This is a genomic window from Streptomyces sp. NPDC098781, from assembly GCF_044759995.1.
In the GTDB taxonomy this organism is placed as follows: Bacteria; Actinomycetota; Actinomycetes; order Streptomycetales; family Streptomycetaceae; genus Streptomyces.
In genome coordinates, this window is record NZ_JBIWAK010000002.1 from 1,029,751 (window position 1) to 1,043,910 (window position 14,160).

Consider the following 14,160-nt stretch of genomic DNA (forward strand, 5'->3'; position numbering starts at 1 on the left):
TTCGGTCGCCGCGCAGCGTGTTCGCACCCACCTGCCGGCTCATCCCCCACGCACACCGAATTCCCCCACCCCCGAAAGGGAGCGATTCCCCATGAGACGAACGCGCATCGGAGCAGGTGCGGCGCTCGTGGCCGGGACCCTCGCGGTCACCGGCCTGGCCCTCGCGCCGGCCGCCTTCGCCGTCCCCCCACCACCGCGACGCTCACGGCCGACTGCGGCAGCTTCGGCGGCGGCGAGGCCACCCTCACCGCCACGCAGGACGGCACCGCCGCCACCATGACCCTCAGCTCCTCCGCGATCACCGCGCCGCTCGCGCTGGCGGAGGACTCGATCACCTCGACGCTCACCCTGGTGAAGGCGGGCGGCGGCACCACCACCTTCACCGCCACGGAGAACCCGGCGATGGCCGCCGGTGACCCCGTTCAGGTCGGCCCGCTGCCCGGCACCGTCGCCTCCGGGGACAGCCTGGAGGCCTTCGGCGGCTCGCTGACCATGACCGTCTTCGGCATCACCATCACCTGCACGGCGACGGGGCCGCAGTCGCCGGGCCCGTTCGTGTTCGACTGAGGCGCGGGACGCGCTTCGCAGGGCGCGGTCCCGGCGCTTGTTACAGCGCGTCGGGGCCGCGCTCGCCCGTCCGCACCCGTACGACCGTCTCGACGGGCTGCGCCCAGACCTTGCCGTCGCCGATCTTGCCGGTGCGGGCGGCCGCCACGACGGCGTCCATGACGTCGTCGGCCACCGCGTCCTCGACGACGACCTCGATGCGGATCTTCGGCACCAGGTCGACCCGGTACTCCGCGCCGCGGTACACCTCGGTGTGCCCGCGCTGACGGCCGTAGCCGCTCGCCTCGGTCACGGTCAGACCGTGCACGCCGAGCCCCTGGAGAGCGGCCTTGACCTCGTCGAGCCGGTGGGGCTTGACGATCGCGGTGATGAGCTTCACGCGGTGATCGTAGGCGGTCCCGGTGCGCGCCGGAAGGTCCGGGGTTTCCCCCGGAGCGGGCGGCCGGGGTGCGCTCGCTCCCTTGTACGGCCGGGGCTTGTGGATCAGGGAGAATGGGCGTCATGAGCGTTCGCAGTCAGTCATCCGAGCCGTCGCCCTCGTCTCAGGGACCCCACCGCGCCGGCTTCGCCTGCTTCGTGGGCCGCCCCAACGCGGGCAAGTCCACCCTCACGAATGCTCTGGTCGGCCAGAAGGTGGCGATCACCGCGAACCAGCCGCAGACCACGCGGCACACGGTGCGAGGGATCGTGCACCGGCCCGACGCCCAGCTGATCCTGGTCGACACCCCCGGACTGCACAAGCCGCGCACGCTGCTGGGCGAGCGGCTGAACGACGTCGTACGCACCACCTGGGCCGAGGTGGACGTGATCGGCTTCTGTCTGCCGGCGAACGAGAAGCTCGGCCCCGGCGACCGCTTCATCGCGAAGGAACTGGCGTCGATCAAGAAGACGCCGAAGATCGCGATCGTCACCAAGACCGACCTCGTGGACGGCAAGACCCTCGCCGAGCAGCTCATCGCGATCGACCAGCTCGGCAAGGAGCTGGGCTTCGAGTGGGCCGAGATCGTGCCGGTCTCGGCGGTCGGCGACAAGCAGGTGGATCTGCTGGCCGATCTGATCGTTCCGCTGCTGCCTGAGGGGCCGGCCCTCTACCCGGACGGCGAGCTCACCGACGAGCCCGAGCAGATCATGATCGCGGAGCTGATCCGGGAGGCCGCGCTGGAAGGCGTCCGCGACGAGCTGCCGCACTCGATCGCCGTCGTGGTGGAGGAGATGCTGCCCCGCGAGGACCGCCCCGCCGACAAGCCGCTCCTCGACATCCACGCGTTCGTCTACATCGAGCGGCCCAGCCAGAAGGGGATCATCATCGGCCCCAAGGGCAAGCGGCTGAAGGACGTCGGCATCAAGAGCCGCAAGCAGATCGAGGCGCTGCTGGGGACGCCGGTCTTCCTGGACCTGCACGTGAAGGTGGCGAAGGACTGGCAGCGGGATCCCCGCCAGCTGCGCAAGCTGGGCTTCTGACGACTTTCCCCGTGTCTGGGGCTCCGCCCCAGACCCCGCTCCTCAAACGCCGGAGGGGCTGGGTTTCTCAGCCCGTCCGGCGTTTGAGGACGAGGCCCGTTCAGGGCCGAAGCGGGGGTCTGGGGGCGGCAGCCCCCAGCCGAAAAGTCCTACAGCGATGTCAGTCCCCCGGCGTACCCTTGAAATCGCCAGGCCGCCCATGTGGCGGGCGAGTCGTATCGAGGAGGACGAGCAAGGCCTACGAGCCGGCCCATGACTCAGACACCCACAGCTCACACACCCGCGCAGGGGCAGGCGAGAGCACAGTTCACCGTCCCCGCCCAGCACCCCATGGTGACCGTGCTGGGGTCCGGCGACTCCCTTCTGCGCGTGATCGAGAAGGCCTTCCCGGCGACCGACATCCACGTCCGGGGCAACGAGATCAGCGCGGTCGGCGACTCCGCGGAAGTGGCCCTCATACAGCGCCTGTTCGACGAGATGATGCTGGTGCTCCGCACCGGGCAACCGATGACGGAGGACGCAGTGGAACGTTCGATCGCCATGCTCAGAGCGAGTGAGAACGGGGAGGGACCGGAGGAGACCCCGGCCGAGGTGCTCACCCAGAACATCCTCTCCTCCCGCGGCCGCACGATCCGCCCGAAGACCCTCAACCAGAAGCGCTATGTCGACGCGATCGACAAGCACACGATCGTCTTCGGCATCGGCCCCGCCGGTACGGGCAAGACCTACCTCGCGATGGCCAAGGCCGTACAGGCCCTTCAGTCCAAGCAGGTCAACCGCATCATCCTGACCCGTCCCGCGGTCGAGGCCGGTGAGCGGCTGGGCTTCCTGCCGGGCACGCTGTACGAGAAGATCGACCCGTATCTGCGCCCGCTGTACGACGCGCTGCACGACATGCTCGACCCCGACTCCATCCCCAGGCTGATGGCCGCCGGGACCATCGAGGTCGCGCCGCTCGCGTACATGCGCGGTCGCACGCTGAACGACGCATTCATCATTCTCGACGAGGCCCAGAACACCAGCCCCGAGCAGATGAAGATGTTCCTCACCCGCCTCGGCTTCGAATCGAAGATCGTCATCACCGGTGACGTGACCCAGGTCGACCTCCCGGACGGCACCAAGTCCGGTCTGCGGCAGGTCCAGGACATCCTGGAAGGCCTCGACGACGTCCACTTCTCCCGGCTGTCGTCGCAGGATGTCGTCCGGCACAAGCTGGTCGGCCGTATCGTCGACGCCTACGAGAAGTACGACAGCAGACACGGCACCCAGAACGGCACACACAAGGGCCGCGGCAAAGCCGGGCACAAGGGGAAGTAGAGAACACGCACGACCATGTCGATCGACGTCAACAACGAATCCGGAACCGAGGTCGACGAGCAGGCGATCCTCGACATCGCCCGCTACGCGCTCGCGCGGATGCGCATCCACCCGCTCTCCGAGCTCTCGGTGATCGTCGTGGACGCCGACGCCATGGAGCAGCTCCACATCCAGTGGATGGACCTGCCGGGGCCGACGGATGTCATGTCCTTCCCCATGGACGAGCTGCGGCCGCCCACGAAGGACGAGGACGAGCCGCCGCAGGGGCTGCTCGGTGACATCGTGCTGTGCCCCGAGGTCGCCGCGAAGCAGGGGGCCGAGGCGCCCACGCAGCACACCATGGACGAGGAGCTCCAGCTGCTCACCGTCCACGGTGTGCTGCACCTCCTCGGGTACGACCACGAGGAGCCCGACGAGAAGGCCGAGATGTTCGGTCTCCAGGCGGCCATCGTGGACGGCTGGCGCGCGGAGAAAGGGCTGACCGGCCCCTCCCCGGCCCCGACCGTGTCATGAGTCTGCCCCTGGTCTTTGGCGCCATCGCCCTGGTGGTCGTCGCCTGGCTCGCCGCCTGCGCGGAGGCGGGCCTGGCGCGCGTCTCCAGCTTCCGCGCCGAGGAGGCCGTCCGCAGCGGTCGGCGTGGCAGCGAGAAGCTGGCGCTGGTCGCCGCCGACCCGACGCGCTATCTGAACGTGGCTCTGCTGGTGCGCGTGGCCTGCGAGATGGCCGCGGCGGCGCTGGTGACGTACGCCTGTCTGAAGGAGTTCAGCAGTACCACCGAGGCCCTGCTGGTCGCGATAGCGGTCATGGTCCTGGTGTCGTACGTCGCCGTCGGGGTCTCCCCGCGCACCATCGGCCGCCAGCACCCGCTGAACACGGCGACGGCGGCGGCGTACGTGCTGCTGCCGCTCGCGCGGATCATGGGGCCGATCCCGTATCTGCTGATCCTCATCGGCAACGCCCTCACTCCCGGCAAGGGCTTCCGCCGCGGCCCCTTCGCCTCGGAGGCGGAGCTGCGCGCGCTGGTCGACCTCGCCGAGAAGGAGTCGCTGATCGAGGACGAGGAGCGCCGGATGGTGCACTCCGTCTTCGAGCTGGGCGACACGCTCGTCCGCGAGGTCATGGTCCCGCGCACCGACCTCGTCGTCATCGAGCGCTACAAGACCATCCGCCAGGCCCTCACCCTCGCCCTGCGCTCCGGCTTCTCCCGTATCCCCGTGGTCGGGGAGAGCGAGGACGACGTGGTCGGGATGGTGTATCTGAAGGACCTGACCCGCAAGACGCACATCTCCCGGGACGCGGAGAGCGAGCTGGTGTCGACGGCGATGCGGCCGGCCGTCTTCGTGCCGGACACCAAGAACGCCGGTGACCTGCTGCGCGAGATGCAGAAGGAGCGCAATCACGTCGCCGTCGTCATCGACGAGTACGGCGGCACCGCGGGCATCGTCACCATCGAGGACATCCTCGAGGAGATCGTCGGCGAGATCACCGACGAGTACGACCGTGAGCTGCCCCCGGTGGAGGAGCTGGGCGAGGACCGCTACCGCGTCACCGCCCGGCTGGACATCACCGACCTGGGCGAGCTGTACGGGCTCGACGAGTACGACGACGAGGATGTGGAGACCGTCGGCGGCCTGCTCGCCAAGGCGCTCGGCCGGGTGCCGATCGCCGGGGCGTCGTCCGTGGTCGAGCTGCCCGACGGCCGGGAACTGCGGCTGACGGCGGAGGCGGCGGCCGGCCGCCGGAACAAGATCGTGACCGTGCTGGTGGAGCCGGTGGGCCCCGCCATGCCCCCGGACGGGGAGACGAAGCCGGAGTGAGCCCCCAGGAGCTGCGCGCGTTCTGCCTGTCCTTCAACGCGAGCGTGGAGGACTTCCCGTTCAACCCCGAGACCTCGGTCTTCAGGGTGCTCGGCAAGCTCTTCGCTCTGACCAACCTGGACGCGCGGCCCCTGACGGTCAATCTGAAGTGCGACCCCGAGGACGCGGTCCGGCTGCGCGGGGAGTACCCGGGGCTGATCGTCCCCGGCTGGCACATGAACAAGCGGCACTGGAACACGGTGACGGTCGACGGCGAGCTCCCGGACCAGGTCGTCCGGGAGCTCGTCGAGGACTCGTACGACCTCGTCGTGGCGGGGCTACCGAGAGCCGAGCGGCTCCGTCTCGACCGCCCCTGAGCGGGCCGTCCGCCGGGTGCGCAGGCCGAGGGCGACCAGGGCCGCGGTGCCGATGACGATCGCCGCGTTCAGGGCCAGCACCGTGCGGGTGCCGGACATCAGGTCCTCGGACGTGGTGGCGAGGACGCCCAGCAGCGGGATGCCGACGGTGATGCCGATCTGCTGGGTCGAGGTGACCAGGCCGGTGGCCAGGCCCTGTTCCTCGTCGGGGACGCCTGAGGTGACCGTCAGTCCGTAGGAGATGATCGCGCCGAGGTGGAACATGCTCGCCAGCGAGACGGCGGCGGTGACGAGCCAGACCGACCAGGTGTGGGTGTTCAGGAACAGCAGGCCCGCGACGAAGGCGCCCTGACCCGCGAGCGAGAGCACCAGGGTGCGCCTGGCGCCGAGCCGGCTGACGAAGCGCGGGGTGAGCGTGCCCGCGACCACCGAGACCACGCCCTGGACGCCGAAGACCAGGCCCGTCTGCCAGGCCGACAGGTGCAGGATCTCCTGGAGGTACAGGGTGAGGACGAAGACCACGGTCGACATCATCGAGAAGGTGACCAGACCGCCCAGGTTGCCCCACGCCACCGTGCGGCGGCGCAGCATCGGCAGGGAGACCAGCGGTGCCTCGGCGCGGGACTCGACGATCGCGAAGGCCACCAGGAGCGCGAGGCCGGCGAGGAGCGTGGTGATGACGTCGGCGTGGGCGAAGCCGCGGTCGGCGGCCGTCGTCAGGGCGTAGATCAGGGACAGCAGACCGCCGGTGACCGTCACCGCGCCCGGCACGTCCAGGTGCGGGCGGCTCGGGGTGCGCGACTCGGGCAGCAGGCCGGGCGCGAGCGGCAGCACGACCAGTGCGAAGACCGCCAGCAGGCCCATCGTGGAGCGCCAGCCGAGCGCGTCGGTCAGGACGCCGCCCGCGACCACGCCGATGGTGAAGCCGAGGGACATCAGCGTCCCCGAGATGCCGAGCGCGCGGTCGCGGGCGGGGCCTTCGGCGAAGGTGGTGGTCAGCAGTGACATGCCGGTCGGGACGATGACCGCCGCGCCGAGACCCTGGAGCGCGCGTCCGGCGAGGAAGGATGCCGGGTCCCAGGCGAACGTCGCGAGCACCGAGGCGGCGGCGAACAGGGCGAGGCCGGTGAGGAACAGTCTGCGGCGGCCGTACAGGTCGCCGATGCGGCCGAACAGCAGCAGGAAGCCGCCGGACGGCAGCGCGAACGCGGTGACCGCCCACTGGAGCGCCGACTGGCTCATGCCGAGGTCGGCGCCGAGGACGGGGAGGGCGACGTTCAGGACCGAGAAGTCGAGCGCCACCATGAACTGGGCGGCGCACAGGACGAACAGGACGAGTTTGTCGCGCGTCGACATCCGGGGGGTGTCGGGCGTGGTCGGGGCGGGTGTGGGAGCGGGGGTTGACGTGGTGGTGTCGATCGCCATGGTCAGATCCTGCGGGCGTCGGAATAGCCGTGGGGAGCGGCAAGTTGTGCTGGTGGTGGCACCACCAGGCAACGGGGCGAGGGGGATCGGTACGTGTCCGAGGGGGCGCTGAAGAGCCATCGGCGGCGCGAGCTGCGTGAGTTCCTGATGAGCCGGCGGGCCCGGGTGACACCGGGCGAGGCGGGGCTGCCGGACGGTGGCGCGCGGCGCCGTACGCCGGGGTTGCGTCGCGAGGAGGTCGCGGTGCTCGCCGGGGTGGGCGCCTCCTGGTACCAGTGGCTGGAGCAGGGGCGGGAGATCTCCGTCTCGCCCCAGGTGCTGGACTCCGTCGCCCGGGTGCTGCGGTTGAGCAACGCCGAGCGCCGGCATCTGTATCTGCTGGCCGGGCTGAATCCGCCGATGGCCGAAGTGGCGCCCGAGAAGCAGGACATGTGCGACGGGCTGCGGCGGCTGATCGACGCGTGGATGCCGTATCCGGCGCACATCATGGACAAGTACTACAACGGCGTGCTGCACAACGAGGCGGCGGCGACCGTGCTCGGCATGCGGCCCGGGAAGCGGTGGAACTGTCTGATCGACTTCTTCACCGATCCGATGTACCGGACCCGGTCGAGGAGTTGGGACGCGAACGCGGCCACGGTCGTGGCGCAGTTCCGCGCGCTCTGCTCGGCCTCGCCCGACGACGAGGGGTTCCAGGCGGTGCTGGCCGAGGCGAAGGCGTCCAGCACGGAGTTCAACGAGCTGTGGGAGCGACGGGACATCGAGGACGCCGGTCAGATCCGCAAGGAGCTGGACCATCCGCTGGTCGGGCTGCTGTGCATGGAGTCGACCGTGATGCAGATGCCGGTCCGGCCCGATCTGTCGATCGTCCTGCACACGCCCCTGGACGAGGCGAACACGGCGGCGAAACTGGAGTGGCTGGCGTCCCCGGAGGGCCGGCGCGGGGCGATGTACCCCGTGGCCGGGTAGGCCCGGCGGCGCTACGTATGCTCAGCTCATGACCGACACCAGCGCGCTCGACCCCGAGGACCGCAAGATCGTCACCCTGGCCCGTTCCGCACGGGCCCGCAACGGTGTGCCCGAGGGGGCCGCCGTACGGGACGAGACGGGCCGTACGTATGTCGCCGGGACCGTCGCCCTGGACTCCCTGAAGCTGAGCGCGCTGCGGACGGCGGTGGCGATGGCGGTGGCCTCGGGCGCGACCTCGCTGGAGGCCGCGGCGGTCGTGACGGAGTCCGAAGGCGCGTCCGACGAGGACCGGGCCGCGGTGCGGGACCTCGGCGGGCCGGACACTCCGGTGCTGGTGGCGGGGCCGGACGGGGCGGTGCGTACGACGGTGACGGCGGGCTGAGGGCCCCGCTCACGCGGTGACGGCTCAGGGCTCCGCTCAGCGCTCGACGGCCGCCGTGATGTGGCTGAGTACGCAGAGCCAGTGCTCGCCTCGCCTCACGAACACGTCGGTCGTCCACTCGTCGGCGTCGAAGCGCTCGCCCCTGTAGTGGGCGGTGTTCGTGATCCGGGCCGTGACCACCGCCGAGTCGCCGTGCACCCGGACCCTGGGGTCGCCGACGATCCGGAAGGCCGAGTGGGTCAGGTCGCCGGACTCGATGTGGGCGAGGAACTCCTCGCGGGTGGAGACGCCCGACTCCGAGACGATGGCCCAGTCCCCGGCCATGAAGTCGGCGATCCGCGCGGGGTCGTTGGAGAGCATGGCCGCCGCCCAGTCGTCCGCGCGGGCGGCGAGTTCGTTGCGTACCGCGGTGTCCGCGTCGTCGCTCATGGCCGGATGGTAACCAGCGCCGGACGGCTGGGCGCCCGATGCGCGGCCGAGGGGCGGTTGTCGGTGCCGGATGTCAGGCTGAGGACATACAGGACCGGCGAAAGGCAATCGTCATGATCACCACCGACCAGGCGCCCGGCTCCCCCTGTTGGCTCGACCTCGGCGCTCCCGACGTGCGGTCCTCCGCGGCCTTCTACGGAGCGGTGCTCGGCTGGGAGTACGAGTCCATGGGCGAGGACGAGGACTTCGAAGGCGGGATGTTCAAGAAGGACGGCAAGACCGTCGCCGGCCTCGGCAGGCTCACCGAGGAGGGGGCGCGGTCGGCCTGGATGATCTACTACACCGTCACGGACGCGGACGCCGCGGCGCAGTCCGTCCGGAGCGCGGGCGGCACCGTGCGGGTGGAGCCGATGGACCTCGACGACTGGGGTCGAATGGCGCAGTTCAGCGATTCGCTGGGCGGGCAGTTCGCCGTGTGGCAGCCGGGGAAGAACGCGGGCTTCGAGCTGGCGGACGAGTCGGGCTCGCTGTCCTGGACCGAGCTGTACACGACCGACGCCTCGGCCGCGAAGGAGTTCTACGGCGGGGTCTTCGGCTGGCAGTACAGCGATATGGAACTGCCGGGCGGCGGAGGCGCGTACACCCTCATCACGCCCGCCGGGCTGTCCGAGGACCGGATGCAGGGCGGCCTGATGGAGCTCCCCCCGGAGAACCTCGCGCTGGCGAACGGGCTGCCTTACTGGCACCCGGTCTTCAACGTCGACGACTGCGACGCGGCCGTCGCCAGGGCCGTGGAGAACGGCGGCAGTGTGCAGATGGGGCCGGAGGACGCCGAGGGTGTCGGCCGGCTGGCGGTGTGCGTGGACCCGTCGGGCGCGGACTTCGTGGTGCTGACGCCGGCGCCGCCGAGCTGAGCCCGGAAGGCGCCCGCTCGCACACCCGACCGTCCTCACGCCGACCGTCTGAACCCGATCGTCGGCACCGCCCTGCGCAACGGCCAGGGTCTGCCCGCCTCCTCCGGCACCAGGTCCGCAAGGAACGCGTACCGGTGCAGCGCCTCGGGGTCCTGCCCGTCGAGGGACTGGACCTGGCGCCACCAGGCACCGATCTCGGCCCAGCTCGGGGCGGACAGGGAGCCGCCGAACTCCTGGACGGAAAGGGCGGCCGTGAGCCCCGCGAAGGCCAGCCGGTCGGCCAGCGGCCACTCGGCCAGGGTGCCGGTGACGAAACCGGCCACGAAGACATCACCGGCGCCCGTCGGGTCCAGTGCCTCGACGGCGATGGCGGGGACCTCCGCCGTCTCCCCGGTCCTGCCGTCCACCGCGTACGCGCCGTCCGCGCCGAGGGTGACCACCGCCATCGGCACGTGCGCGGTCAGGGCCTGGGCCGCCTTGCGGGGGCAGTCGGTGCCCGTGTACCGCATGGCCTCCTGCGCGTTCGGCAGGAACGCCTCGCAGTGCTCCAGGTCGGCCAGTCCGGCCAGGTCCCACGCGCCGGTGTCGTCCCAGCCCACGTCGGCGAAGACGCGGGTGCCCTTGCTCGCGGCCTGGGCGATCCAGGGGGCGCGGGTGCCCGGCACCAGGGAGGCCACGGCGGCGCGGGCGCGGGGCGGGCAGTCGGGCGCCGGCTCCTCGGGGGGCGGCTCGTGGCCGTGCGAGACCATCGTGCGCTCGCCCTCGTACGCCATCGAGACCGTCACCGGTGAGTGCCAGCCCGGGACCGTGCGCGACGGGGACAGGTCGATGCCCTCGCCCTGCTCCAGCGCGTCCCAGCAGTAGTCGCCGTAGTGGTCGTCGCCGAAGGCCGCCGCGAGGGACGTCTTCAGGCCGAGGCGGGCCAGGGCGGAGGCCATGTTCGCGACGCCGCCCGGGCTGGAGCCCATCCCCCGCGCCCAGGACTCGGTCCCGCGCACCGGGGCCGAGTCGAGCCCGGTGAAGATGATGTCCAGGAAGACCGTGCCCGTGAGGTACACGTCCCAGGGCGGGTCGGCGGGCGCGCGCAGCCCGGCGAGTGGATCGACCTGGGCCCTGCGGTACGGCCCCGTCGCCTTGGCCGACGGCCCCTGGGCCGAGGCTCCCTTTCCGGTGGGCACAGCGGGCGTGATCACGGTGCGCTCCCTGAGGTGGTGCTGATCTGGCCAGTGTGCACCACCCCACTGACAACGCCACCGCGATCTTGCCCGGGCCCGCCGTCCGGGCCGGTGGGACGGCCGCTACCAGCGCGGCACCGCGGGCGTCCGCCACCCCGGCTCGGCCACCCGCATCGCCGCCGCGTCGTCCCGGTCCCTGAGCGAGCCGTCGTCATCCAGCCAGCGCCGGTGCAGGGACGCGAGCCGGTCCCGGTCCAGCTCGATCCCCAGACCGGGCGCGTCCGGCACGGCGACCCGGCCGGCGTCGAAGGTGAGGCGCTCGGTGAGGACGTCCTCGGACTGCCAGGGGTAGTGGGAGTCGCAGGCGTGGTGGAGGCCGGGGAGGGTCGACGCCACGTGGGTCATCGCGGCCAGGGAGATGCCCAGGTGGGTGTTGGAGTGCATGGACACCCCGACGCCGAACGTGTGGCAGATCGCGGCCAGTTGCCGGGTGTTGCGCAGCCCGCCCCAGTAGTGGTGGTCGGAGAGGACCACCTGCACGGCGTCCTTGACGAAGGCCTCCTTGATCTCGGCGAACGTCGTCACGCACATGTTGGTCGCCAGCGGCACCCCGCCGCGCGCGGCGACCTCCGCCATGGCGTCCGTGCCGAGGGCCGGGTCCTCCAGGTACTCCAGGACGTCCCCGAGCTCCCGCGCCACCTTCAGCGAGGTCTCCACGGACCAGGCCCCGTTGGGGTCGAGCCGCAGGGGGTGCCCGGGAAAGGCCTCGGCGAGCGCCCGGATCGCCGCGATCTCCTCGTCCGGCGGGAAGACCCCGCCCTTCAGCTTGAAGGACGTGAACCCGTACCGCTCCTTGAACCGGCGCGCCTGCGCCACGACCCCGTCCGGGTCGAGCGCGGCACCCCAGTCGTCCTTCTCCGCGCGCACGCCCGCCGGGTGGCCGGCCCACTTGTAGAACAGGTACGCGCTGTACTCGACCGCGTCCCGCACCTTGCCCCCGAGCAGTGCGTGCACCGGCAGCCCGAGCGCCTTGCCCAGGGCGTCGAGACAGGCCACCTCGAAGCCGGAGACGACGGACAGCCGCAGCTTGTCGGTGGTCTGGACGCCGCGCAGCCCGCCGACGTCGACCTGCCCGGACACCCGGGACCGGTCGACGGCCACCTCGTCGGCGAACGCGAACAGGCCGTTGAGGTCGCTGACTTGACGGCCGATCAGCTTCCCCGCGAACGGCCGGGCGAGCTCGAGGTACTTGGTGTCGCCGTACGTCTCGCCGACCCCGACGACCCCGTCCGCCGTCTCGACCTCCACGATCAGCCGGGGTGTGTACGGCTGGTGGACGCCCTGGGTGTTCAGCAGCGGCGGGTCGGCGACGAGGACCGGGGTCAGCCGTACGTCCCGGACGGTGAGGTTCACAGGGCGGCCCCCACGAGGTCGAGTCCGGCGGCGAGCAGGGTGCGCAGCTCGGCGCGGTCGGCGGCCGACGGGTCGGTGAGCGGGGCGCGTACGGGGCCGACGGGGTGGCCGCGCAGCCGGGCCGCCGCCTTCACCAGGGACACGGAGTATCCCGGCACCCGGTCGCGCAGCTCGACGAACGGGATGTAGAAGTCGCGCAGCAGCTTGTCGACCGTGCCGTGGTCGCCGTCGGCGAGGGCGGCGAAGAAGGCGTTCGCGATCTCGGGGGCGAAGGCGTGGACGGCGGAGGAGTAGGCCGGGACGCCGACGGCGGCGTAGGCGCGGGCCTGGACCTCGGCGGTGAGGGCGCCGTTGAAGAAGAGGAAGTCCTCGGGGGCGGCGAGGGTGAGGCGCTGGAGGCGGTCGAGGTCGCTGTGGCCGTCCTTGAGGCCGATGACGCCGGGGAGGCTCGCGATGCGCCGCAACGACTCGGCGGTGAAGGCGACTTGGCCGCGCTGGTAGGCGATGAGCGGGAGGCGGGTGCGCGCCGCGATCTGCTCCAGCTGGGCGACCAGGCCGTTCTGCGGCGCGGCGATCAGATAGTGCGGCAGGACCAGGAGGGCGTCGGCGCCGGCCTCCTCGGCGATCCGGGCGAAGCGGACGGCCTGCGCCCAGCCGTACCCGGTCCCGGCGACCACGGGCACCCGCCCGCCCGCCTCTTCGACGGCGACGGAGACGACCTGGCGGTACTCGTCCTCGTCCAGCGAGAAGAACTCGCCGGTGCCGCAGGCGGGGAAGAGGGCGCCGGGGCCGGTGGCGAGCCGGTCGGCGACATGGGCGCGGAAGCCGTCCGGGTCCAGCGAGCCGTCCTCGTGGAAGCTCGTGAGCGGGAACGACAGCACGCCGCGCGCCATCCCCTCCCGCAGCCGTCGGGCCGTGTCCGATTCGAGGCTCACCCTCGCCATCTCCCCGTCATCTCCCTATGTAGACCTCATCCATGTATGAGAATCGAGATTAGATACGCGAACCAGCACCGTCAATCCCGCGTTCGGCCCGATTACCATCGGCGCATGTCAGAGACAGGCGGCGTCCGCGAGGTGAAGTCGGCGGCGCGGACGGTCGAGCTGCTGGAACTCCTCGCCGCGCGCGGCGACCGCCCGGCACGCCTCCAGGAGCTGGCCGACGAACTGGCCGTGCCGCGCAGCTCCATGTACGCGCTGCTCCAGACCCTGATCGCGCGCGGCTGGGTCCGCACCGACGTCACCGGCTCCCTGTACGGCATCGGCATCCACGCCCTGCTGACCGGCACCAGCTACCTCGACTCCGACCCGCGCGTCCGTCTCGTACGCCCCTATCTCGACGAGGCGTCCGACGCGCTGGGCGAGACGATCCACATGGGCCGGCTCGACGGCCGGGACGTGGCCTATCTGGCGACGCGCGAGTCGCACGAATACCTCAGGACGATCAGCAGGGTCGGCCGGCGCCTCCCGGCCCATGCCGGCGCCCTGGGCAAGGCGCTGCTCGCCGAACGGCCCGACGGCGACCTCCCCGACGGCCCGTACCAGGCCCTCACCCCCAACTCCCGTACCACCCCCGCGGCCCTCGCCGAGGACCTCGCCGAGGTGCGGGCGCGCGGCTGGTCGGTCGATCGCGAGGAGGGCGTCACCGGCATCGTCGGCTTCGGCTTCGCCCTGCGCTACGACACCCCGGCCCAGGACGCGATCAGTTGCTCGGTGCCGGTGGCCCGGCTGTCGGCCGAGCACGAGGACCGGATCGTCGCGGTGATGCGGGAGATCAGGGCGAAGATCGAGGCGACGGTGCCCGGCGGGCGCGGGACGGTGCATTGGCGCAGGTGAGAGCACCTGCACCGGGTCGGCAAGGGCCGCACTCCTACCCGGGTTGCCCCACCCCAAACAGAACGTGCCTCAGATCACACCGCCCCCGCTTTTTCGCACG

The 14,160-nt window shown here is 71.4% G+C and carries 15 protein-coding genes and 1 pseudogene; 10 read left to right on the forward strand and 6 right to left on the reverse strand.

The genetic code is table 11. From position 1 onward, the window contains the following. The first annotated feature begins 91 nt into the window (after positions 1-91). Positions 92-567 (forward strand): annotated as a pseudogene (locus ACIQWG_RS10695) (hypothetical protein). A gap of 40 nt (positions 568-607) precedes the next feature. Here ACIQWG_RS10695 and ACIQWG_RS10700 read toward each other — a convergent pair. Beyond that, positions 608-946 carry a P-II family nitrogen regulator gene (locus ACIQWG_RS10700; RefSeq protein ID WP_404092999.1) on the reverse strand — a complete coding sequence of 113 codons (339 nt, stop codon included), beginning with the start codon at positions 944-946 and terminating at the stop codon, positions 608-610. Between the two features lie 113 nt (positions 947-1,059). Between ACIQWG_RS10700 and era the strand changes: the two genes are divergently transcribed. The 5 genes from era (at position 1,060) to ACIQWG_RS10725 (ending at position 5,518) form a co-directional block, all read left to right on the forward strand. Beyond that, positions 1,060-2,028 (forward strand): GTPase Era, encoded by a 969-nt coding sequence (gene era, locus ACIQWG_RS10705; protein WP_404093002.1) that lies wholly within the window; start codon positions 1,060-1,062, stop codon positions 2,026-2,028. A gap of 252 nt (positions 2,029-2,280) precedes the next feature. Further along, positions 2,281-3,345 carry a PhoH family protein gene (locus tag ACIQWG_RS10710; RefSeq protein WP_404093004.1) on the forward strand — a complete coding sequence of 355 codons (1,065 nt, stop codon included), beginning with the start codon at positions 2,281-2,283 and terminating at the stop codon, positions 3,343-3,345. Positions 3,346-3,360: 15 nt separating this feature from the next. Further along, positions 3,361-3,858 carry an rRNA maturation RNase YbeY gene (gene ybeY / locus ACIQWG_RS10715; protein ID WP_404093007.1) on the forward strand — a complete coding sequence of 166 codons (498 nt, stop codon included), beginning with the start codon at positions 3,361-3,363 and terminating at the stop codon, positions 3,856-3,858. Beyond that, positions 3,855-5,162: a hemolysin family protein gene (locus ACIQWG_RS10720; RefSeq protein WP_404093009.1), complete on the forward strand. Its 1,308-nt coding sequence runs from the start codon at positions 3,855-3,857 to the stop codon at positions 5,160-5,162. Before ybeY ends, ACIQWG_RS10720 begins: the two co-directional genes overlap by 4 nt. After that, positions 5,159-5,518 (forward strand): MmcQ/YjbR family DNA-binding protein, encoded by a 360-nt coding sequence (locus ACIQWG_RS10725; protein ID WP_404093011.1) that lies wholly within the window; start codon positions 5,159-5,161, stop codon positions 5,516-5,518. Before ACIQWG_RS10720 ends, ACIQWG_RS10725 begins: the two co-directional genes overlap by 4 nt. Here the strand turns inward: ACIQWG_RS10725 and ACIQWG_RS10730 are convergent. Next, positions 5,480-6,943 (reverse strand): MFS transporter, encoded by a 1,464-nt coding sequence (locus ACIQWG_RS10730; protein ID WP_404093014.1) that lies wholly within the window; start codon positions 6,941-6,943, stop codon positions 5,480-5,482. The genes ACIQWG_RS10725 and ACIQWG_RS10730 overlap by 39 nt on opposite strands. Positions 6,944-7,090: 147 nt before the next feature. Here ACIQWG_RS10730 and ACIQWG_RS10735 point away from each other — a divergent pair, with 147 nt between their 5' ends. Beyond that, on the forward strand, positions 7,091-7,912 hold the full coding sequence (locus tag ACIQWG_RS10735; protein ID WP_404093561.1) for a helix-turn-helix transcriptional regulator: 822 nt from the start codon (positions 7,091-7,093) through the stop codon (positions 7,910-7,912). Positions 7,913-7,940: 28 nt separating this feature from the next. Then, positions 7,941-8,294: a cytidine deaminase gene (locus tag ACIQWG_RS10740; protein ID WP_404093016.1), complete on the forward strand. Its 354-nt coding sequence runs from the start codon at positions 7,941-7,943 to the stop codon at positions 8,292-8,294. 36 nt (positions 8,295-8,330) lie between these two features. Here the strand turns inward: ACIQWG_RS10740 and ACIQWG_RS10745 are convergent, their stop codons facing one another. Then, positions 8,331-8,723 (reverse strand): nuclear transport factor 2 family protein, encoded by a 393-nt coding sequence (locus tag ACIQWG_RS10745; RefSeq protein ID WP_404093019.1) that lies wholly within the window; start codon positions 8,721-8,723, stop codon positions 8,331-8,333. A 113-nt stretch (positions 8,724-8,836) separates the two neighbouring features. Between ACIQWG_RS10745 and ACIQWG_RS10750 the strand changes: the two genes are divergently transcribed. Next, positions 8,837-9,637 (forward strand): VOC family protein, encoded by an 801-nt coding sequence (locus ACIQWG_RS10750; RefSeq protein WP_404093022.1) that lies wholly within the window; start codon positions 8,837-8,839, stop codon positions 9,635-9,637. A 35-nt stretch (positions 9,638-9,672) separates the two neighbouring features. On the opposite strand, the gene ACIQWG_RS10755 is transcribed toward ACIQWG_RS10750, so the two are convergent. The 3 genes from ACIQWG_RS10755 to ACIQWG_RS10765 all read right to left on the reverse strand — a co-directional run bounded on the left by ACIQWG_RS10755 (position 9,673) and on the right by ACIQWG_RS10765 (position 13,160). Next, a complete protein-coding gene (locus ACIQWG_RS10755) occupies positions 9,673-10,830 on the reverse strand; it encodes a carbohydrate kinase family protein (RefSeq protein ID WP_404093025.1) in 1,158 nt (385 codons plus the stop codon). 105 nt (positions 10,831-10,935) lie between these two features. After that, positions 10,936-12,225: a glucarate dehydratase family protein gene (locus ACIQWG_RS10760; protein ID WP_404093026.1), complete on the reverse strand. Its 1,290-nt coding sequence runs from the start codon at positions 12,223-12,225 to the stop codon at positions 10,936-10,938. After that, positions 12,222-13,160: a 5-dehydro-4-deoxyglucarate dehydratase gene (locus tag ACIQWG_RS10765; RefSeq protein WP_404093028.1), complete on the reverse strand. Its 939-nt coding sequence runs from the start codon at positions 13,158-13,160 to the stop codon at positions 12,222-12,224. The genes ACIQWG_RS10760 and ACIQWG_RS10765 overlap by 4 nt, the downstream gene beginning before the upstream one ends. Positions 13,161-13,274: 114 nt before the next feature. On the opposite strand from ACIQWG_RS10765, the gene ACIQWG_RS10770 reads away from it, so the two are divergent. After that, positions 13,275-14,060: an IclR family transcriptional regulator gene (locus tag ACIQWG_RS10770; protein WP_404093030.1), complete on the forward strand. Its 786-nt coding sequence runs from the start codon at positions 13,275-13,277 to the stop codon at positions 14,058-14,060. Positions 14,061-14,160 lie beyond the last annotated feature (100 nt).